Annotated in this window: 17 protein-coding genes; 9 read left to right on the forward strand and 8 right to left on the reverse strand. The window is 43.7% G+C overall.

What is annotated here, in order from left to right; all coding sequences use genetic code 11:
* The first annotated feature begins 249 nt into the window (after positions 1-249).
* The 6 genes from pheA (at position 250) to JMW85_RS06935 (ending at position 7532) form a co-directional block, all read left to right on the forward strand.
* Complete coding sequence (gene pheA / locus JMW85_RS06910; RefSeq protein WP_045455471.1) at positions 250-1431, forward strand: prephenate dehydratase; 1182 nt, start codon at positions 250-252, stop codon at positions 1429-1431.
* A 163-nt stretch (positions 1432-1594) separates the two neighbouring features.
* Positions 1595-2737, forward strand: coding sequence for a histidinol-phosphate transaminase (gene hisC / locus JMW85_RS06915; RefSeq protein ID WP_087815303.1), 1143 nt, complete (start codon positions 1595-1597; stop codon positions 2735-2737).
* 171 nt (positions 2738-2908) lie between these two features.
* Entirely contained in the window at positions 2909-5215 is a 2307-nt protein-coding gene (locus tag JMW85_RS06920; protein WP_372815324.1) for a bifunctional prephenate dehydrogenase/3-phosphoshikimate 1-carboxyvinyltransferase, read from the forward strand.
* Positions 5216-5522: 307 nt separating this feature from the next.
* Complete coding sequence (gene rarD, locus JMW85_RS06925; protein ID WP_045455474.1) at positions 5523-6485, forward strand: EamA family transporter RarD; 963 nt, start codon at positions 5523-5525, stop codon at positions 6483-6485.
* 50 nt (positions 6486-6535) lie between these two features.
* Complete coding sequence (gene folB, locus JMW85_RS06930) at positions 6536-6946, forward strand: dihydroneopterin aldolase (protein WP_045455477.1); 411 nt, start codon at positions 6536-6538, stop codon at positions 6944-6946.
* On the forward strand, positions 6936-7532 hold the full coding sequence (locus tag JMW85_RS06935) for a 2-amino-4-hydroxy-6-hydroxymethyldihydropteridine diphosphokinase (RefSeq protein ID WP_227681700.1): 597 nt from the start codon (positions 6936-6938) through the stop codon (positions 7530-7532). Before folB ends, JMW85_RS06935 begins: the two co-directional genes overlap by 11 nt.
* 108 nt (positions 7533-7640) lie before the next feature.
* Here JMW85_RS06935 and JMW85_RS06940 read toward each other — a convergent pair whose 3' ends face one another.
* Positions 7641-8375 carry a glucose 1-dehydrogenase gene (locus JMW85_RS06940; RefSeq protein WP_045455480.1) on the reverse strand — a complete coding sequence of 245 codons (735 nt, stop codon included), beginning with the start codon at positions 8373-8375 and terminating at the stop codon, positions 7641-7643.
* Between the two features lie 161 nt (positions 8376-8536).
* On the opposite strand from JMW85_RS06940, the gene JMW85_RS06945 reads away from it, so the two are divergent.
* Positions 8537-9082 (forward strand): DUF924 family protein, encoded by a 546-nt coding sequence (locus JMW85_RS06945; protein WP_201501336.1) that lies wholly within the window; start codon positions 8537-8539, stop codon positions 9080-9082.
* A gap of 110 nt (positions 9083-9192) precedes the next feature.
* Here the strand turns inward: JMW85_RS06945 and cysE are convergent, their stop codons facing one another.
* From cysE to dnaE, 5 genes are all read right to left on the reverse strand, one after another.
* On the reverse strand, positions 9193-10095 hold the full coding sequence (cysE, locus tag JMW85_RS06950) for a serine O-acetyltransferase (protein WP_372815325.1): 903 nt from the start codon (positions 10093-10095) through the stop codon (positions 9193-9195).
* 187 nt (positions 10096-10282) lie between these two features.
* Entirely contained in the window at positions 10283-10726 is a 444-nt protein-coding gene (locus JMW85_RS06955; RefSeq protein ID WP_045455487.1) for a YtoQ family protein, read from the reverse strand.
* Between the two features lie 115 nt (positions 10727-10841).
* On the reverse strand, positions 10842-11735 hold the full coding sequence (locus JMW85_RS06960) for an RNA methyltransferase (RefSeq protein ID WP_201501334.1): 894 nt from the start codon (positions 11733-11735) through the stop codon (positions 10842-10844).
* Positions 11735-12112, reverse strand: a complete 378-nt coding sequence (locus JMW85_RS06965; RefSeq protein WP_045455494.1) for an Hpt domain-containing protein — start codon at positions 12110-12112, stop codon at positions 11735-11737. Before JMW85_RS06965 ends, JMW85_RS06960 begins: the two co-directional genes overlap by 1 nt.
* 243 nt (positions 12113-12355) lie before the next feature.
* Positions 12356-16066, reverse strand: a complete 3711-nt coding sequence (gene dnaE / locus JMW85_RS06970; RefSeq protein ID WP_201501333.1) for a DNA polymerase III subunit alpha — start codon at positions 16064-16066, stop codon at positions 12356-12358.
* Positions 16067-16419: 353 nt separating this feature from the next.
* On the opposite strand from dnaE, the gene JMW85_RS14230 reads away from it, so the two are divergent.
* Together JMW85_RS14230 and JMW85_RS14235 are read left to right on the forward strand one after the other, a co-directional pair.
* On the forward strand, positions 16420-17097 hold the full coding sequence (locus JMW85_RS14230) for a hypothetical protein (RefSeq protein ID WP_227679044.1): 678 nt from the start codon (positions 16420-16422) through the stop codon (positions 17095-17097).
* A 21-nt stretch (positions 17098-17118) separates the two neighbouring features.
* Entirely contained in the window at positions 17119-17550 is a 432-nt protein-coding gene (locus JMW85_RS14235) for a restriction endonuclease (protein WP_227679043.1), read from the forward strand.
* A gap of 131 nt (positions 17551-17681) precedes the next feature.
* Here the strand turns inward: JMW85_RS14235 and JMW85_RS06980 are convergent, their stop codons facing one another.
* Complete coding sequence (locus tag JMW85_RS06980; RefSeq protein WP_045455501.1) at positions 17682-19130, reverse strand: alanine/glycine:cation symporter family protein; 1449 nt, start codon at positions 19128-19130, stop codon at positions 17682-17684.
* A gap of 104 nt (positions 19131-19234) precedes the next feature.
* Positions 19235-20746: an aldehyde dehydrogenase gene (locus tag JMW85_RS06985; protein WP_201501331.1), complete on the reverse strand. Its 1512-nt coding sequence runs from the start codon at positions 20744-20746 to the stop codon at positions 19235-19237.
* Positions 20747-20751 lie beyond the last annotated feature (5 nt).

Consider the following 20751-nt stretch of genomic DNA (forward strand, 5'->3'; position numbering starts at 1 on the left):
CATACGGCAATAGTAGACGATAGCGCTCGCCGTGCAGGGTGCTTTTGAGAGGCTGCCTGCTATTTAGTGTGATTCCTATCGAATATCATTGCTAGTATGCTTGACACCTTTGACCGTCATTGAGTGCTGATTCAATAATGAAATGATTGGTTGTCGATAATTAGAAATACTTGAAGCCTTCAAAGTTAAAAAAGCAGTACCTAACTAGTAAAAAACTCAGTAATAATTTTAGAAAAAGGATAGGCGGTAATGAGTGAGCAGTCATCAGAGCAAAACATGGATAAGCTAAATCAAGCCATCGCAGGGGCTAACGATACTGCAACTGAAAAAGCATTTTTGGACGATATTCGCCAAAGTATTGATACAGTAGACTGCGAAATCCAGACATTGATTAATAACCGTGCCAAGTTGGCTCAGCAAGTGGCCGCAGTAAAGAAACAACACATTGTCAATAACCCGACTGCCGACAATAGCAATCCTATTTTTTATCGCCCTGAGCGTGAAGCGCAAGTGCTAAAAGCGGTGATGGAACGCAACACAGGTCCGATCGCTGATGACAAAATGGCGCGGTTGTTCCGTGAAATTATGTCGGTCTGCCTTGACTTAGAAGCACCGCAGCGCATTGCTTTCTTAGGACCAGTAGGTACTTTTACTCATGCTGCTGCGCTCAAGCATTTCGGTAAAGCCGCTGATACCGTACCAATGACCACCATCACTGATGTATTCCGTGAAGTTGAAGCAGGCACAGCGATGTATGGTGTGGTGCCAGTCGAAAACTCGTCTGAGGGTGTGGTTAACCATACGTTAGATGGATTTTTGTCTTCTACCTTAAAGATAATTGGAGAAGTTGAGCTGCCGATTCATCAGAATTTCTTGGTCGCTGAACATACCAAACTTGATGGTTTAAGCCGTATTTACTCGCATCAGCAGTCACTAGCGCAGTGTCGTCATTGGCTCGATGTCAATTACCCGAATGTCGAGCGCGTGGCGGTATCGAGCAACGGCGAAGCGGCCCGCCGCTTGAAAAACGAATGGCATTCAGCGGCAATCGCAGGTGATGTGGCTGCTGCTGAATATGGCTTGCATAAGCTATATTCAAATATCGAAGACAACCCGAGCAATACCACGCGATTCCTTATCATCGGTCACGAAGCGATTGCGCCATCAGGTCAGGATAAAACGTCTATCGTCGTATCAGCACATGACAAAGCGGGTGCATTGATCGAGATTTTGAAGCCTTTGTCTTATCATGGCGTGTCGATGACCAGTATCGAAACCCGTCCTGAGCGTCCGAATAAGTGGGCATACGTGTTTTTCATCGATATGAATGGTCATATTGACGAGCCAAACGTCAGCGCTGCTATCGCTGATATCCGTCCGTTGGTAAAAGATGTGCGTGTTCTAGGTTCTTATCCAAAAGCAGTGCTATAGTCCCTCTACTGTAAAAGAGTCATGGCGTTTACCTTGCGTGAAGCATCACATAATCATCTGCACTCGGTTGCCTTGGTTACCCTTGACTCGCTCTGAAATTGAACCAACGATATAACGCCGAATGGCTCACATCACTTGCCAAAATCATATCTAAGGATAAATCATGCCGTCATCTCATTCAGTAGAGTCAAATTTATCACCGCTTGTACCTGCCTACGATAGTATTTTAGAGCTAGTGCCTTATCAAACGGGCAAGCCGATTGAAGAGTTGACGCGTGAGTATGGCGTCTCAGATGTGGTAAAACTTGCCAGTAATGAAAACCCAAGAGGCTGCTCACCGCACGTCACGCTAGCGATTACTGAGCAATTGGGTCAGTTGGCACGTTATCCTGATGGCAACGGTTACTATCTAAAACAAGCGCTGGCTGACTTCAATGATGTCAGTGTGGAGCAGATTACTTTGGGTAATGGCTCTGACGATTTGCTTGATATTTTAGCGCGTAGTTTTGCTGGTGCTGACGATGCTATCGTTTACAGTCAATATGCCTTTATCGTTTATCCGATGTTGGCTAAAATACAAGGGGCGACAGGTATAGAAGTGCCTGCCCATCGCTTTGGGCATGATTTAAAAGCGATGAGTCAAGCGGTTCAAGACAACCCCAATACTAAAATAGTCTTTATCGCCAATCCTAATAATCCAACTGGCACACAGCTTGAACCTCAAGAGTTACGAGCATTTATGGCTAGTATACCAAGCTCGGTATTGGTGGTATTAGATGAGGCGTATATTGAATATAGCCCTGAGAGTAATAATCGGGCGTTGTTAGATGAATTTGATAATGTCGTTATCGTGCGCACTTTTTCCAAAGCTTATGGACTGGCGGGTTTACGTGTCGGTTATGCGCTTAGCTCAGTGGCTGTCGCGGACTTACTCAACCGAATCCGTCAACCATTTAACGTGAGTAGAGTGGCTTTAGCGGCGGCGGCGGCGGCACTTGCTGACTCAGACTTTATTGAAAAAACTCGTCTGATGAATGATGAGCAAATGCGCTGGTTAGAAAAGCAGTTTGACGCATTAGGGTTGGGTTTCATTAAGTCACATGCTAACTTTATTATGGTGGAAATAGCCGTTGAGATGGAAGACATCACCGCTGCTTCTATTCATCAAGCATTGCTAGAGCAGGGTGTTATCGTCCGTCCATTAGAGGGCTATGGCTTACCTCATTGGCTGCGTATCACAGTAGGGGTAGCAGAAGAAAATATGCGCCTGATTGATACACTGCGCTCAATCTTGACTGATAATTGATCAGAAGTATGTTAGGTCGTTTTGGATAAGTAAATAATTTATTAATCATTTTCATGACACTAGCGTCGGCTTGTTTTAGTCATTCTGACGCTAGTTTGTTTAACGAGAAAAGCCGTGAGTCGCCAGCAAAACAATATAAGCAATCAAAACATAAGCAATCAAAACAATAATATGCAGTCTATGAATACTCAGCCGCCGTTATTTAAACAGATTTGTGTGATTGGTTTAGGGCTTATCGGTGCGAGCCTTGCCCAAGCCATTAAAGACAATGGTCTAAGTGAGCGCTTAGTGGCGGTTGATAGACATACACCAAGCATCGACGAAGCCATTCAGCACGGCTTATTAGACGCTGGTAGTGCTGTCTTAAGTGAAGTAGTGTTTGGTAGTGATTTGATTGTTATCGCCGTACCAGTACAAGCGGTGCAAGCCGTATTTATTGATATCAAAGCAGCGATGGATAATGGACAACTTGCCACTGATTGCATCATTACTGATGTTTGTAGCACCAAGGTCAATATCATTGATGCGGCTCAAGCGGTGTTCGGCTCGCTACCGACAGGATTGGTGCCTGCACATCCAATTGCGGGTGCAGAGAATTCAGGATATCATGCCAGACGTGCGACATTGTTTGTTAATCATAGTGTCATTATCTGCGAGCTACCAACGACCCATAATAGCGCCATTGCTAAGCTGCGGCAGTTATGGGAAGCGGTAGGTGCAAACGTTATGTCAATGGATGCGGAACACCACGATCGCATATTGGCGCACACCAGTCATCTGCCACATCTGCTTGCCTTCAATTTGGTTGAGCAGCTGGCAAGCCATGATGATAATTTAGATATGTTTCGCTATGCAGCGGGCGGCTTTCGTGACTTTAGCCGTATCGCTGCCAGTGACCCTAAAATGTGGCATGATATATTTTTTGCCAACGAAAGCGCGATTGTTAGCGCCCTTGATGAGTATGGCGTTTACCTACAGACCATGCGTCAGCTCATCATCGATAAAGATTCAACCGCCCTGATGGGACTTTTGGGCCGCGCGCAAGCCGCACGGCGACATTTTGGCCATATGTTAGCCAGCACCCCTTATACGGATACTTCTGCCATGTCAGCTTCTTATAATATTACTCCTAGCAATACTGTATTGGGCACTATTGCCATTCCTGGTGACAAGTCTATCTCGCATCGCAGCATTATGCTGGGCAGCCTTGCGACAGGCGTGACCAATGTCACTGGATTTTTGGAAGGGGAAGATGCGCTTGCCACCTTGCAAGCATTCCGTGATATGGGCGTGACCATTGAAGGGCCTGATAACGGCAAATTGACCATTCATGGCGTGGGTATGAACGGTCTGAAACCGAGTAAAACACCATTGTATATGGGCAACTCAGGTACTAGCATGCGCCTGCTGGCTGGTATTTTGGCGGCGCAATCATTTGACAGCGTGTTGACAGGCGATACCAGCCTAAATAAACGCCCAATGGAGCGTGTAGCCGCACCTTTACGCGAGATGGGTGCAGTCATTCAAAGTACGGGTCATAGTGGTACGGCGCCACTTAGTATCACTGGTCGAGCGACTATTGGTAAGCCATTACAAGGTATCGATTATGAGATGCCTGTGGCTTCTGCGCAGATTAAATCCTGCTTGTTGCTGGCTGGACTTTGGGCAGAAGGCACCACAACCGTTACCCAACCGGAAGTCAGTCGTGACCATACCGAGCGTATGCTTTCAGCTTTTGGTTATCCAGTAACGGTTGATGGCAACCGCATCAGTGTAGCAGGTGGCGGACAACTCACAGGTGGTGATATCGCTGTCCCTGCTGATATATCCTCTGCGGCATTTTTTATGGTCGCTGCTGCGATCAGCCAAAATAGCGAGCTGACCTTGACGCAAGTAGGTATTAATCCGACACGCACGGGCATTATCGATATCTTAAAATTAATGCAAGCAGATATCAGCTTAAGTAATGAGACACATGTCGGCGGCGAACCAGTCGCAGATATCACTATTCGTAGCTCAAGCCTAAAAGGTATTGAAATCCCAGAGCATTTAGTGCCATTAGCGATTGACGAATTCCCAGTATTGTTCATTGCTGCCAGCTGTGCGCAAGGTCGTACGGTGTTGACTGGTGCCAAAGAGCTGCGTGTAAAAGAGTCTGATCGTATTGCAGTCATGGCAGAAGGATTACAAACACTGGGTATTGATTGTACCGTGACGGAAGATGGGCTAATCATCGAAGGTAAAGGCATTGAGGGTCAAAATAGCAATATCAATAATAGCCAGCCTGTCTTTGGTGGCGGTCACATTACCTCGCACCATGATCATCGCATTGCCATGAGTTTTGCCATTGCCAGCTTACGTGCATCCAAGCAAATTACTATTGAAGGCGTTGAGACCGTCAATACCAGTTTCCCAGGATTTGCAGAGCTTGCCAATCACATTGGAATGTCTATTAAAGTTGATAATGCTGCGGTTTAATACCACAAACTATATTAACTTGCTGAATAGTGTTATTGGCTTTTGCAACACTGAGCTTTAAAGTACTGAATTGTAAAATGCTGGCTACAGCATTCAATAAAGTCTAAAAAGTTGCTCATTAGCCTTGATGTAAATGTTGTTTTTAAAGTTGTTATCGTTAGCAATGTGTTGATGCCTATATTGGCATGAGCGCATTGCTTTTTAACTTGTATCCTATCTGTAGTGACCCTGCGCTTTTGCCATTGAATTGATATAGAAATTAATATGGGGCAAGAGTGCGCTTTGCTCTAAAAAGTTGTACTGTACTATGACCACCCAAAACGTCATCAAAAAACCAGTTACGCCCATTAAGACAACCAGACGTGGCATCATCACCGCACTCATTGCCTTTTTTATCTGGGGTGGGTTTCCATTATATTTTAAACAATTGGCCGCCTACGATGCGACCGAGATTATCGGTCACCGTATTATTTGGACGTTTGCTTGCTTGCTTATCGTGTTGGTAGTCACCAAGCGCTGGCAGTGGATCGATACCTTAAAGAAAAACCCGAGATGGATCGCGTTCTCATTTATATCGGGTTTGATTATTGCCACCAACTGGCTCACTTATGTATGGGCCGTCAATCACGACCGCATTCTCGAAGCCAGTTTGGGTTATTTTATCGGACCATTGGTGGGCGTTGCACTATCGATGATTTTATTCAAAGAGCGCTTACGTACGCTGCAATGGGTTGCCATCGGTTTCGCCTTATTATCCGTGGTCATTCAAGTAGTTATGATTGGTAGCTTGCCATGGATATCACTGATTTTAGCCTTTAGTTTTAGTACTTATGGCACCATTCAACGGCAGACGCCTTTGACGGCTGTCGATGCCATGTTTGTCGAAACAACGATGTTGGTGCCGATTTGCTTATGGTGGTTCTGGCAATCAGATGTGGTCAGTAGTCAATTGAGTTTTTGGTTTAGTCCCAATATTTGGCTACTAATGATCGCAGGGCCGATTACCTTGATACCGCTATTATTGTTTAATAAATCTACCAAGCTCGTTGCTTATAGCATTTTAAGTTTTATGAATTATCTGACGCCGACCTTTATCTTCTTCTTAGCGGTGTTCTATTATAACGAGCCATTTGATTTACAGCGTCTTGCAGTGTTTGGTCTGATTTGGTTTGGTCTGTTATTATTTAGCATTGACTTATGGCGTCATCGACCTAGTAAAGCGCTAAAAGCCGCGCGTTTGCGTGAAGAGGCGTTGCAGAAAACCAATTAAAAAACCTGAGTTCAAAATCTAATTAAAATTTAGCAAACAAGGATGAGAGCATGTTTCATACCGAATCTGATGTAGTATTCGTTAAAGGCTTAACAGTAGAAGCAGTCATCGGTGTTTACGCGTGGGAGCGCGCAATCACGCAGCCGCTGCTGATTGATATAGCACTTGAAACAGATATCAGCCGTGCGGCTATCTCAGATGATGTCAATGATGCGCTGAATTATAAAGCGGTTTGCGATGATGTGAGCGCGTGGTGCCAAGCGATTAAAGCGCAGTTGCTAGAGCATTTAGCGGGGCAAATCGCTGATAAGTTGCTTGCAAAATATAGCTGTCATAAAATCACTTTAAGCATTGCTAAGCCCACTGCTATAAAGCAAGCCGATGCGGTTGGGGTTCAAATCACGCGTTATGCAACGGTCATCGAAGATAAGCCAGTTGTAAGCAAGGACGATGATGCATAATATGCATAAAAATTTGGCTGATTTGAGTCTTGAGACTCTAAAAAAGCAGACGCCTGAACAGTTGCAAACACAATCTGTGACGGCAGTATTATTGGCTTTAGGTAGTAATTATCAAGCTAAACATTATCTGCCGCTTGTCCGAAAGGATCTAGCGGCGCTAGGGGAAATACAGTTATCTACTGCGTTTGAAAATCCTGACTTTACATCGACCAAAGCGCAACCAAAGCCCGATTATACCAATCAGTGTGTCTATTTACGTTTAACAAAACCTGTAACACTGCAACAGTTACAGCAGGTTTTCAAAGATCTTGAAGGTGACTGTCATAGACAGCGTCTAACAGAAGCTCAGACGCCAATAAAAAAAGTTACGATGGATATCGATATTCTATTGATAGAAAAGCTATTAATAGAAGTTGTTTCTGATAAAAATAGCCTAAGCAGTAATAAGGAATTTGAAGAGTCTAATTGGATTGTAATGGCAGATCGTTACCCATTCAAAGCGCATGAAAGAGCAGGGGTAGAGGAGTTGATTAAAGGTCATTTTTTAAAAGGTCACATGAAGCAGCCTAGATGCTATTCTAAATAAGTAAAAGTTATTGAGGACACGCCCTAGTGTTTTGCTTAAAACCTCTCAAAATAAAAGCTGAGCAAAATGCCCAGCCTATATCACATTTAAAAATTTTAACTATTACGCCTACTGTGCGGTCAAACCACCATCAACGACAAACTCTGAACCCGTCGAGTAGCTTGAGTCATCAGACGCTAAAAATAACACCATGCCGCTGACTTCTTCTGGCTGTGCCACACGTCTCATCGGAATAGTTTTGGCAAATGCTTCAACCGCATCTTTGGTATCGCCTTGCATAATCATCGGTGTAGCAATAACGCCGGGGTGAATGGAGTTCACGCGAATGCCATGAGGGGCGCACTCTAATGCTGCCGCTTTGGTCATACCGCGTACCGCAAACTTAGAATCGGTATAGCCGATAGCGCCGCCAACCAAGCCATTAATTGATGAGATATTGATGATAGAACCTTGTTTGGCGGCTTTCATCGTTGGAATGACTGCTTTCATGCCTAAAAAGACCGACACCTGGTTAATCTCTAGAATCTTGCGATACGCTTCTACTGAGGTATCTAAAATAGATTTGTGCGTAGTGATACCTGCATTATTAACCAGTACATCAATTTTGCCAAATTTATCTTGGGTGGCTGTAACAACTTGCGTCCAATCTTCTTCACTAGTAACGTCATGCTTAATAAATAGAGCGCTATCGCCAAGCTCTTTTGCTAATGCGTTGCCTTTATCAGAGTTGATGTCGGTCAAGACGACTTTAGCGCCTTCTGCCATACACAAACGCACATGAGTCTCGCCCATGCCTTGAGCGGCACCAGTAATAATGATAACTTTATCTTGTAAACGCGCCATGAGTTTTCCTATTTTTTTAGTTATGAATAATGAAAGAGTATAGGACACAATCGCTAAATACTCCTTAGTGATTATGAAACCAAAAGTCAATACTTGATGTTTTTAAATGATAGCTTTGAATAATGCTTTTGGCTGACTGTTTTAAATAATGTAGTGAGGAAATGATGTATAACGACATATTAAATTTCTGTTTTAAAGAGGCGGGTAGTGAGAAGTTTTTTGAGAAAGACATAGCGTTTGATCAATTATTAATAGAGCGATACAGCGATATACTTGAGCAAGCGAAGGCTGCAGAGTTTTATACATGGCGTAGTAGCATAAAGGGGCGTTTAGCAGAAATAATTATATTGGATCAATTTTCACGCAATATTTACCGTGATACGCCAGCAGCTTTTGCCCAAGATGCGATGAGTCTCGCGCTCGCGCAAGAAGCGGTTGCTGCCGGTGCATTAGAGGCGCTTGAAACGATGGATGAGCGTAAGTTTTTATTGATGCCTTATATGCACAGCGAATCAAAACTGATTCATCAGCAGGCGGAACAGCTATTTAAGCAATATACCAATGCAGATACCGTGGATGCTGAGCTTAGACATAAAGTGATTATCGATCGTTTTGGTCGTTATCCGCATCGTAATGATATTTTGGGACGGGTTTCGAGTAGTGAAGAAATAGCGTTTTTGACGCAGCCTGACTCATCTTTTTTATAAATATTGTCTGTTAAATAGCTAGTCAGTAAAGCATTGTTTATCAATTGATTAAAATGTAAAAAGAAGCCATTTGGCCTCTTTTTTATTCAGTATCGACGACAGCTAGAAGATTACTTCTGCTCAGTGTCTATCTCATCCATATCAGCACGACCAATCACATCGATATCCTCTAAGCAAAGTTTGTCATATTCTTTTTTACAAAAGTCAGGATCGATTTTGCACATCGCTGCTTGTAATTGATCTAAGCGATTTTCTGATTGCTGAATGTGTTCGAGCATTTTAGCAAAGGCTTCGGCGACAGGGTCTTGTGACATAGGGTCGATGCCATAAGCCCGAAACGCGTTTTCGCGTGCTAAATGATTGGTGGCTTTTTCATCTATTGATTTTTTATCTACTGCCTTTTTATCTATGCCATTATCTGTAGAAGCAGCTTGCGCTACTTTTTCTTGCTGCTTGGCATCATCGACTTTTTTGACAATTGGATTGCCCTTTTCATCATGATGGTCTGATATCATCCGAGCTGCGCTGCCGACCATAGTCGCACCTGCTGGTACTGCCTTTACTACGACGGCATTTGAGCCAATTTTGGCGCCTTTACCGACAGTAAATGGTCCCAATACTTTAGCACCAGCACCAACGATAACCCCATCTTCCAAAGTAGGGTGGCGCTTGCCATTATTCCAAGAGACGCCGCCAAGCGTGACCCCGTGATAAAGCGTCACATCATTGCCAATCTCTGCCGTTTCGCCAATCACGATACCCATACCATGATCAATAAAAAATCGTCGACCGATTTTGGCAGCAGGGTGTATCTCAATACCTGTGATGATGCGTGAGCCATAAGAAATTACTCGCGCCGCCAGTTTTTGTTCATGATTCCAAAGATAATGGGCACCGCGATGTAGGACGAGCGCGTGGATGCCAGGATAAGTCAAGATGACTTCCAGACTATTACGCGCAGCAGGATCACGGTTAAATACCGCATCGATATCTTCTGTTAGGTCTTTTTTGATGCGTGAAAGTGATTTGAATAAGGCAGTTGGCAATGACATAAATTGTCCTATCGTATTTTTGATTACAATCTATTTAGTTATAGCAGCTTTGCAGCACAAAATATAGCGATGAGCGATAAATAAAAATGACGGCTGATAGATAAAATGCCAGTCATTGACAATTTATCTACAGGCAATTATTTATGATTTAGCTATCACTGACAACATATTTTAGCAGATCAACAACTTGCTCTGGCGTTTGCGCCCAAGCCATTGCCGCCGCATCGACTTCTTTTAGCGGATGGATAATATCTTCAGCATGAAGGGTAATATACGGCTTGCCTAAAGCCGCGCAGTAGCCGGCATCGAAGGCAGCGTTCCACTGCTTATATTTATCACCAAAACGAATGATAGCAATATCGCACTTTTGAATCATGTTTTTGGTGCGAATCGCATTCACCTTTGATGACTGATGGTCGCGCCAGAACCCATTATCTTCTTTACCGAGTACGTCACCAGCGGCGTCACTGGCTTCATGTTCAGTCACTGCGGAGGTAAAGGTAATATCTAAACCTTTGTCTTTCGCGCCTTGCATGATTTTTTGTCGCCAGTCAGTGTGTATTTCTCCAGACAAATAAACGTTCCAATTCATCATCAATTCCTTTTTATTATTGAATCATATCATTTTTAAAATCATAGGATTTGTAAATGCTACGGCTGCTAATGCAATAGAAACTCAATGCCGGAAACCTTGCATATTAAAAGTTTTAGTCTTTTGCAAGTTTGGCAATTAATGCGCTTAATAGCTGATACTCTTTTTGATCAAGCTGTAAGCGTGAGCCCAGTCGTGACAGCCGCGATGGTAATGACTTCAAGTTTTCGCTATCGGCTAAACCACGTTGAACCATCAGTTCAGTTGTGCGATGAGTCAGCTGTTGCAATTGCTGCTGGGTAATGGCGGGTTCATCCCATTGCTGACGTAAATGTACATCGAGCATTGGCTGAGTAGTAGTACTCAAAGCAGTATCTAAACTATCCGCTGTCTGAGTGTGTGATTGCGCGTAGGCAAAAATAAAGCTAGCGATTACTTGCACGGCTGACGCGACATTGAGTACAGGATAAGCAGGGTTGGCATCGATTTGGATATGATAATCGGCATAAGCCAACTCTTCATTGGTTAATCCACGATCTTCACGCCCAAATAGGATAGCGATATTTGGTTTATTAGTAGTAGCAGCCGATAGGGTATCAGCGTTGCTATCGCCTTTGCTCGACGCCGACTGTTTATCGATGAAATCAAACATAATCTTAGCAGCTTGCGTGGGTGTCACGACAGGGCGAGGCAAATGACGACTGCGACTGCTGGCAGCAAATACCAGCTGGCAATCCGCAATAGCAGATTCTAAAGTAGGTGCAATGATGGCTGATGATAGCAGCTCGCTGCCACCTGCTGCATGAGACACACTGGTTTCATCAATTGGTAACTTAGGATCGACAACCGTCAAACGAGACAAACCCATTGTGTGCATCGCGCGCGCTGCTGAGCCAATATTGGCAGGCAAAGTGGTATTAATCATGACGATTTGAACACAAGACAAATAGTCGCTCACTGTATGGTTGACAGTAGATGCTGCTAATATAAGGGTAGAATCATTACTCATTACAACCCCAGTCTTAGATTGATTTCTTGTTCTGCGCGTTGCAATGCGACGGCGATATTTTCAATCAGTGCCGCTTGCTCGCTGATAAGACGCTCGCGGCAGCGCTCTTGTAACTGGCTGCTCAAGTTCATTAATTGGGTCGTGCCCAAGTTGGCGCTGGCCCCTTTTAGCGCATGAGCAACCTCAAAACCATTGGCATTGTCATTTTCTTGCTGAGCGACTCGCAGCGCACTTACTCGCTGCTGACTATCAGTGATATACACTTGTATCAAATCAGCAAAGTCTTCTTCTAACAAATCACGCATGTCTTCAAATTGCTCATGATTAATGATTTCTTCAGCTTGGTGAGCCATATTTTTATTTGGGGTTTCATCCATGGTTTTATGTCCAATTCTAAAAGTTAAAGCGGTAAAGGGTTTGTTATAAATACGTCAATGTTCTTCAGGTATTAGGGCGTGTCCTCAATTCAATCAATTACTCTGTAAATGGGCTAAACATGGCTAAATTTTGTTAAACATCGTCAAATAGCTTATCAATATCTCGATATTAACGGCGATATCTTCCTTGTTTGACGGCAATTTATCTCATGTTTATCAACATTTTTAAAATGAGGACACACCCTAGCTATAATGGAAATGCAAATTGTCTTCACTAACCATATTCTTTAATTGCTGTAAGTTATCATCGTTGGGGTAGATGCGCCAGTGCTCAGATAGCCCTACGTTAGCGATGCCAAATTCCTCATAAATGCTCAGTCCCAGTGGCAGACAATTATCATTAATGGAGGTGTCGGTATTGCTCAAAGCATTATTGGCATAACTTTGATTAGCACTATTTTGATTCATGTCATTTTCTAGCGCCAATAAATCATTGCCATTTTCATCATATAAACTTCCGCCCATCGCAGCATCGTAGCCACTATTGCCATTAAAGCTGCCACTTTGCTCGTCTTGCTCGTTGTCATGAGAGAGTTTTGGTGCCGGAATAATGCTGGCTTGTGCAGACTTGAGTAACGGTTGCAGTCGCGTCAGCAGATTGATGTCGCTGCCATGAATTTTAATACTGATTTTTTTCATCCATCTTAGGCGCGCATCGACCATGCTCATGGCACTATCAAGACGGGCAAATAAACGCCCATCACGCTCACGAATGCTGCCTTTGATGATGACGACTTCATCAATTTTTAACTGTTCTTTAACGCGATTGAAACGCTCGGCATAGCAGCTTACTTCCAGCCTTGAAGTGCCGTCATCTAAGATAATGACATTGCGATTACCAAAGTTGGCAATATCAATAATCAATCCGGCGAAATAACAGCTACCGTTATAGCCCGTGTCAGTCAGTTTATCGAGACGAGTGCCTGAGGTATAGCGTTTTAACTCATCCAAGTATTCATTGATTGGATGACCCGTCAAATACAATCCTAACGTGTTCTTTTCTGCTTTTAAACGATGTTTATCACCCCAAATCAGCTCTGGCGTCATAACCAGTGGCGGCGCGGCGACGACACCATCCATTTCACCAAACAAATCCATCATGCCGATTTCACGGTTCTGACGGTCTTGTTCAGCAGCTTGTACGGCACTTGGCAGCTGGCTCATTAATGCGCCGCGAATCTCGTACGCTTCATCGGCTGGTAAATCTGGTCGCAGGGTAGCTGCAAAGTCATCAAAACATCCCGCGTTTATCAGTCCCTCTAAAGTGCGTTTATTGACCTTTTTAATATCAACGCGGCGACAAAAATCATAGAGATCTTTAAACGGACCTTCACGGCGGCGTGCATCAACGATAGACTCAACCGCACCTTCACCAACGCCTTTAATCGCACCTAAGCCATAAATAATATTGGTCGGTGTATCGGCAACAAAATGCCATTCACTACGGTTAACGGATGGATTAACCACGGTTAAATCAAAGTTTTCACGGCAATCATTGATAAAGAACACCACGTTATCGGTGTTGTTCATATCGGAAGTTAATACCGCCGCCATAAATTCAGCAGGGTAGTATTGTTTGAGATAAGCGGTCTGATAAGCGAGCACGCCATAAGCGGCGGAATGTGAGCGGTTAAAACCGTAACCGGCAAACTTCTCCATCAAGTCAAACACGCCGCCTGACGTTGCTTCATCAATACCTTGCTCTGTTGCACCAGTAATAAAGATATCGCGCTGCTTAGCCATTTCTTCAGGTTTCTTTTTACCCATGGCTCGGCGTAGCATATCTGCACCGCCCAAGCTATAGCCTGCCATCACCTGCGAGATTTGCATGACCTGTTCTTGATAAACAATAACGCCATTGGTATTTTCTAAAATCGGCTCAAGATTGGGATGATCATAAATCACTTCCTCGCGACCGTGCTTACGGTCGATATACATCTCTACCATGCCCGCATCGAGCGGACCGGGACGATAAAGCGCACACATGGCGATCACATCTTCGATGTTGGTCGGTTGTAATTTCGCCAGATACTTTTTCATGCCCATACTTTCTAGCTGAAAAACGGCAGTGGTCTTGGCATCTTGCAAGAGCTTGTAGGCTTTTTTATCATCTAATGGTAGGTCTTCTAACACCAACGCATCTTTGCCTTCTTTTGCACGGCGCAGGTTGATATTTCTGACAGCAGCATCAATCACCGTCAAGTTACGTAGACCCAAAAAGTCAAATTTTACTAGCCCAACGGCTTCAACGTCATCCTTATCAAATTGGCTGACACGGTGACCTTCATCATCACAATAAATCGCGCTAAAATCTGTGATTCTGTGCGGCGCAATCAATACGCCACCAGCATGTTTACCCACGTTCCGGCAAATGCCTTCAAGCTTAATCGCCATCTCCCACACTTCAGTGGCATCTTCATAATCCATGTTATCAGGATTGGAGATTAAGTCTTTGAGCTGCGGCTCTTGCTCAAGCGCTTGACTGAGGGTGATACCCGGTGTTTTAGGTATCAGTTTCGACATTTTACTGGCAAGGAAGTAGGATTTACTTTGTGCACGTGCCACATCTCGAACTACCGCTTTTGCTGCCATCGTACCAAAGGTAATGATTTGCGAGACCGCTTCACGACCATAGGTTTGCGCGACATAATCAATAACGCGGTCGCGACCTTCAATACAGAAGTCAATATCGAAATCGGGCATGGACACACGCTCAGGGTTTAAAAAGCGCTCAAACAATAAGTCGTAATGAATAGGGTCGAGGTCGGTAATATTGAGCGAATAAGCAACGAGCGAGCCTGCACCAGAACCACGACCAGGACCGACTGGTACGCCATTGGCTTTTGCCCAGCGGATAAAGTCCATGACGATGAGGAAGTAACCAGGAAAGCCCATTGAAAGAATAACCTTTAGCTCATACTCTAAGCGGTCATCATATCTTTGGCGAAAGTCGCTCCAATTATCGCTACGTTTCTCGATCGGGAATAGTTTATCTAGTCGATTATTAAGCCCACGGATTGATTCTGCACGGAAAAACGATTCAATCGTCTCACCTTCAGGCACAGGAAAGTCAGGCAGGACATTGATACCAAGCGTCAACGTCACATTACAGCGGCTTGCTAAGTGCAAAGTATTGTCGATAACCTGCGGAATATCAGCAAATAGCTGCTGCATTTGCGCTTGGGTTTTAAGATATTGCGCATCGGAATAAGTCTGCGGGCGATTTTGGTCGGCAAGTACGTAGGAGCCTGCGATACAAACCCGCGCTTCGTGAGCATCGAAATCATCCTGCTCTAAAAACCGCACATCATTATGAGCAATGATAGGAATATGATGCTTAGCACCAGAGTGAATAGCCGCTTTAATAAAGGCGTCTTCACCTGAGCGATTGGTACGCTTAATCGCAAAATATAAGCGATCAGCAAATTGCGCTTGCCATTCTATTAGCAGCTCATCGGCTTTTTCTGGCATCGAGCCAACCAGTGCCTGACCGACATCTGATTTTTCAGTAAATAAAACAATCACGCCTGCCGCATGCGCTAGAATATGACTGCGCTTGACGACTGGCACACCATGATTGGCATCGTCGGCGCGCCCTTCGGTAAAGCCAAGTGATACGATACGAGTGATGTTTTGATAGCCCTCGTTGTCCATCGCGAGTAGGGTGAGCCGTGTGTCTTCATTTTCCATGATGACTTCACTGCCGATAATGGGCTTGATACCCGCACCTAGGCAGGCACGATAAAACTTCACCGTGGCATACAGATTGGACAAATCGGTCAATGCCAGCGCGCGCTGATGGTCAGCCGCCGCAGCTTTCACTAGCGGCTTGATACGCACGATAGAATCAGTGATTGAATATTCGCTGTGGATGCCAAGGTGTACAAATGCCATAGAAGACTCTTACTAGTACGATCAAAAGCAATAAGCTATCGATAAAATAAAGGATGTGTATCCGTTATTTATATGGATGTTCAAAGGTAAATAAGACCTCGATAGCCATGTTGATACGTTTTAAATGGGGTCGTCAATAATAGCATTATTTGCCGTAGACAGCCACTGATTCAAAGGGTTTAATCTGAGTGAGAGGATTTGTTTTTCTTATTTATAAAGGTGAGATTTTGCTGTGTTTTGTCTTAATAGTTGGTAGCATAAACATTTGTCCTTAAGTTATTGCGAAACAAAGCCCATTTGACGCCTTATTTCACACAATAATGTTCATGTAATCAAATAAAGACGATAATATTATGAGTAACATTACGAAGCTGCCCGCATTTGGTGACATGTTAAATGCGGGTATACAAACCATAAAAAATTTGAGTACGCGGAATACCGTTGGTCGCACGGTATTTTATAGAGAGTTTGAAAAGTTAGCACAAATTGTCAATGATCATAAAGAAATCAATTACATGAGTAATTATGATATACGCCATGAGTGTCATAACGGCTCACCTTGTTATGATGACATCGTTGATCTAATTTTATTGTGCTTGTCCGCGATGGGGCTGGTCAAAGAAGACAAGTTCAGCTTAGTACCCAATTTAAATCAGAATTTTGCTAATTTTATTACTTTTGATGAAAAAGTAACGCCTAAAAACATCATACGTTTAGACCCGTTTGGCAAAGTCTATTTTTGGTTAGCAGGAAACAATTTTACTCAATACATTAACGAAGGCATTCCAAATAGTGATTATATTGCTAACTTGACCCGTTTTGATAATAAAGCCTTTGCTGATCTGCAAAAAGTCAATATTGTGGCTTATGGTAAAAACGGCGATGCACTTATTAATCATTTGATAGAAGGAACTCAGCGCCGAACGTCTATGTTTATGAATAATTATGCAGATGCTACTGTGGGGAATGATTTTGTCAAGGTAACGCCTGATATGATTATGGCACAGCTTGAAAGCTTGTCACCTCTGTAATTTGAGTGGTTTTGTCTAAAAATGATTGAACGATCTTTAGAGATTGAAAGTCCTGAGAGTAATTTGACCTCGCGTCATACTGGACGCTCGAATGACAATGGCATTGATGGGCTGATTATTCAGGATTTCCCAGATGGTGAGGTGCATAACTATTATATTCAAGCCAAACTATATAGTGCCGGTAATAATATATCTAATGGCGATTTGAGAAACTTCATAGGGGCTTATCCACCACAAAAAACTAATCATCATGGCTTGTTTATTACCACGACAAGCTTTACCAAGCCTGCGCAGGAATATGCCAATGCAACGGATTCGCACAGTTTGATACTCATCGATCAAATGAATCTCATAGAGCTTATGATGCAACATAAGGTGGGTCTAAAAGAGGTTAATGCCAGACCGAAATTGTTATTAGACAATGACTTCTTCAACAAGATCAAGTTGTATTGATTGAATAATGACTCTTAAATAATATTTTAATGTTTATTAATACGATTAAAGCCCTCTAAATCATAGTGGTTTAGAGGACTTTAATCGTCTGGGAAAGAAGGTTGTGTTTAGGGAGATCATATCATTGCTGTTTAGCGCTTATCATATTTATCACTATACTCTATCCAAAAGTCTGCATTTTCAACGCCTGCTTTTCTAGGGTCAAAGATAGGGTCAAGTCCCAGCTTCATTTGCTCATCGTAGTCTTTTAATACTTTGAGAGCTGTTTTACTGAGTAATACGATAGCGATAAAGTTGAGGTAACACATACTACCAAAGCCAATATCACCTAATGCCCACATGACACCGACTGATTGCATACTGCCAGTGAAACAAATGATTAAAAATACCACTTTTAATATCGGCTTTAGCACCGGATAGCGTAACTTACTATCTAAATAGACAAGCGTGGTTTCAGCGATATAGTAATAAGCAATCAAGCAAGTAAAAGCAAATAAGAAGATAGCAATAGCGACAAAACCGCTACCATATTGGCTAAATACTGTCGATACAGCGGCTTGGGTAAATGCGGTTCCAGCTTCAATGCCTGGCATGTTTTCAACTAGCACCAATCCTTCTGCTGGAATTACGTTATACATGCCAGTAGACAAGATCATGAGCGCAGTTGCAGTACAGACGAGAACCGTATCAACATAGATAGAAAAGCTCTGTACCAAGCCTTGTTTGGCAGGATGAGACACTTCTGCGGCAGCCGAGCTGAAAGTGGCTTCGCCTGCACCAGCGACGTTTGAAAAGACTGCGCGGCGTACACCCCAAGAAATCGCTAGACCAACAATACCACCAAATACTGCATCCATGCCAAAGGCACTTTTGAAAATGAGCGTGAACATGGCAGGTAAGTTTGAAGCATTAAAGCCTAAAACAATGACCATAAGCAAAATATAGCCGATTGCCATAAAGGGCACAACTGTGCCCGCAAAGCTGGCAATACGTTTGACACCGCCAAAGATAATAAAGGCCAATAGAGCAATGATAATGCTCCCTGTGATGATGGGCGGAATATTAAAGGCGGTATTAAAAGAGTCGGCGATGGTATTGGCTTGTACGCCTGGCACCAAAACGCCGTAAGAAAGACAGGTCACCGCTGCTACTACAATAGCGAACGGTTTCATCTTTAGGCCGCGCTCAATGTAGAAAGGGGAGCCGCCGCGATATTGACCATCAACGTCATGCTTATATACCTGCGCAAGGGTTGACTCGATAAAGGCACTGGCACCGCCAAGCAAGCCCATAACGATCATCCAAAATACCGCTCCTGGACCACCAGCTGCAATAGCGGTGGCCACACCTGCGATATTACCAACCCCAATACGACCAGACAACGCCATACAAAAGGCTTGGAATGAGCTGATACCTTGGGTTGAGGTTTGCTTATCAAATAAGAGCCTAACCATCTCTTTAAGATAGCGGAACTGTACACCGCGAGTCACAACGGTAAAATAAATGCCGACACCAAGTGCCAAATAAACTAAAGCATCGCTCCATATATAGCCGACGATAGTATTAATAATCGCTTCCATGACCTTACTTCCCTGTAAGTATGTGACTAAAGGCTTAAATCAACTAAGCTGCTGTTTTTATTAGTGAATACGGTTATATAACCTGTGCCTATTGAGTAAGTATGCTAATTGACCACCCAGATGGTTTTAGTCTGTGTGTATTGTTCTAAAGCCTCTAAACCATTATCGCGACCGCCAAATCCTGATTGCTTATAACCGCCAAATGGCGTTGTGATATCACCTTCTGAAAACCCATTGATTGAGACGGTGCCTGCTTTAATAGACGATGCCACACGATAAGCACGCTTGATGTTCTGGGTATAAAAAGAAGCAGCGAGTCCATAGTTGGTCTCATTGGCTAATTTGATGGCTTCTTCTTCCGTCTCAAAGCTCGTCACCGCAAGCAAAGGACCAAATACTTCTTCTTTGAATAAAGTCATATCGGCACTGACATTGTCAAATATAGTCGGCTCGACATACCAGCCACTACCTAAGTCTGTGTGGATATTGCCACCTGCGACAATCGTTGCACCTTCCTCTTTTGCAGTCTGTAAGTAATGACAAACCTTATCGAAGTGTGCTTTTTCAATCATAGGACCAATGGCAGTGTCAGGGTCGTAAGGTGAGCCAACATTCCAATCTTTTAGACCATTTTTTAGCTGCTCAAGTAGCACTTGTTTTTGGCTACTATGTACCAGCAGACGTGAACCACAGCTACAGTTTTCACTCATATTCCAAAATGCGGCTGATAAGATATCGTTAATGGCAGCGTCATCGAGTACAGCGTCGTCAAAGACTATTTGCGGGCTTTTACCGCCGCATTCTAAGACGATTTCTTTTAGATTACTTTGTGCTGAGTATTGTAAAAACAGACGTCCGACCTCAGTTGAGCCAGTGAAAGACACCATGTCAACATCCATATGTTGACCAAGCGCCGCGCCGACATTTTCACCAAGACCGCAGACCATTTGCAGCGCTTCTCTTGGCACGCCAGCCTCATAGGCAAGCTTGGTTAGGCGGTAGGCAGATAATGAGGTCAGCTCAGCTGGTTTAACAATGACGGAGTTGCCCATAATCAGAGCAGGGGCGACTTTCCACGCGTACATTTGGGCTGGGAAATTCCAAGGCAATACGGCACCAACGACACCAATAGGCTCTTGGACAATAAGCCCTAAAGCTGCGCTACCAGTTGGCGCGACTTTACCAAATATCTTATCAGCCGCTTCGGCATACCACTCGAACGTCTCAATAGTCGCTGGCATGTCAGTGTTTAAACATTCAGTAATTGGTTTACCTGCATCTACACAATCTAGGGCGGCAAGTTCTTCAGAATGCTCATGCATCAGGGCACACCAGCGCTGCATAACAGACTTACGCTCTGCTGGAGCCAGGCGACGCCATTCACCATTTTCAAAACTATCGCGGGCTATTTGCACGGCAATATCGACATCACCGCTAGTACCAGAGGCAATCTGACCGATAACGCTATTATCAATAGGCGTGTAATTGTCCAAAGTAGCGTCTGATAAATGATCAGCCGCTATTAAGTGACCAGCCCAGAGCTGTTGCTGTTTTGCTTTCTCAAATACTTGTTTTTTAGAGATTTTTTCTTTAGTAGCTTGCTCTTTAGTGCTCATTTTTC

Source organism: Psychrobacter glacincola, from assembly GCF_904846075.1.
GTDB classification, from domain to species: Bacteria; Pseudomonadota; Gammaproteobacteria; order Pseudomonadales; family Moraxellaceae; genus Psychrobacter; species Psychrobacter glacincola_C.

Coding starts and splice junctions, on each gene's coding strand:
- JMW85_RS06985 (WP_201501331.1), bottom strand. CDS start 20,746: ATGAGCACTAAAGAGCAAGCTACTAAAGAAAAAATCTCTAAAAAACAA.
- JMW85_RS06980 (WP_045455501.1), bottom strand. CDS start 19,130: ATGGAAGCGATTATTAATACTATCGTCGGCTATATATGGAGCGATGCT.
- folB (WP_045455477.1), top strand. CDS start 6,536: ATGTTTCATACCGAATCTGATGTAGTATTCGTTAAAGGCTTAACAGTA.
- dnaE (WP_201501333.1), bottom strand. CDS start 16,066: ATGGCATTTGTACACCTTGGCATCCACAGCGAATATTCAATCACTGAT.
- pheA (WP_045455471.1), top strand. CDS start 250: ATGAGTGAGCAGTCATCAGAGCAAAACATGGATAAGCTAAATCAAGCC.
- JMW85_RS14230 (WP_227679044.1), top strand. CDS start 16,420: ATGAGTAACATTACGAAGCTGCCCGCATTTGGTGACATGTTAAATGCG.
- JMW85_RS06935 (WP_227681700.1), top strand. CDS start 6,936: ATGATGCATAATATGCATAAAAATTTGGCTGATTTGAGTCTTGAGACT.
- JMW85_RS06920 (WP_372815324.1), top strand. CDS start 2,909: ATGCAGTCTATGAATACTCAGCCGCCGTTATTTAAACAGATTTGTGTG.
- JMW85_RS06955 (WP_045455487.1), bottom strand. CDS start 10,726: ATGAATTGGAACGTTTATTTGTCTGGAGAAATACACACTGACTGGCGA.
- JMW85_RS06940 (WP_045455480.1), bottom strand. CDS start 8,375: ATGGCGCGTTTACAAGATAAAGTTATCATTATTACTGGTGCCGCTCAA.
- JMW85_RS06960 (WP_201501334.1), bottom strand. CDS start 11,735: ATGAGTAATGATTCTACCCTTATATTAGCAGCATCTACTGTCAACCAT.
- JMW85_RS06945 (WP_201501336.1), top strand. CDS start 8,537: ATGATGTATAACGACATATTAAATTTCTGTTTTAAAGAGGCGGGTAGT.
- JMW85_RS14235 (WP_227679043.1), top strand. CDS start 17,119: ATGATTGAACGATCTTTAGAGATTGAAAGTCCTGAGAGTAATTTGACC.
- rarD (WP_045455474.1), top strand. CDS start 5,523: ATGACCACCCAAAACGTCATCAAAAAACCAGTTACGCCCATTAAGACA.
- hisC (WP_087815303.1), top strand. CDS start 1,595: ATGCCGTCATCTCATTCAGTAGAGTCAAATTTATCACCGCTTGTACCT.
- JMW85_RS06965 (WP_045455494.1), bottom strand. CDS start 12,112: ATGGATGAAACCCCAAATAAAAATATGGCTCACCAAGCTGAAGAAATC.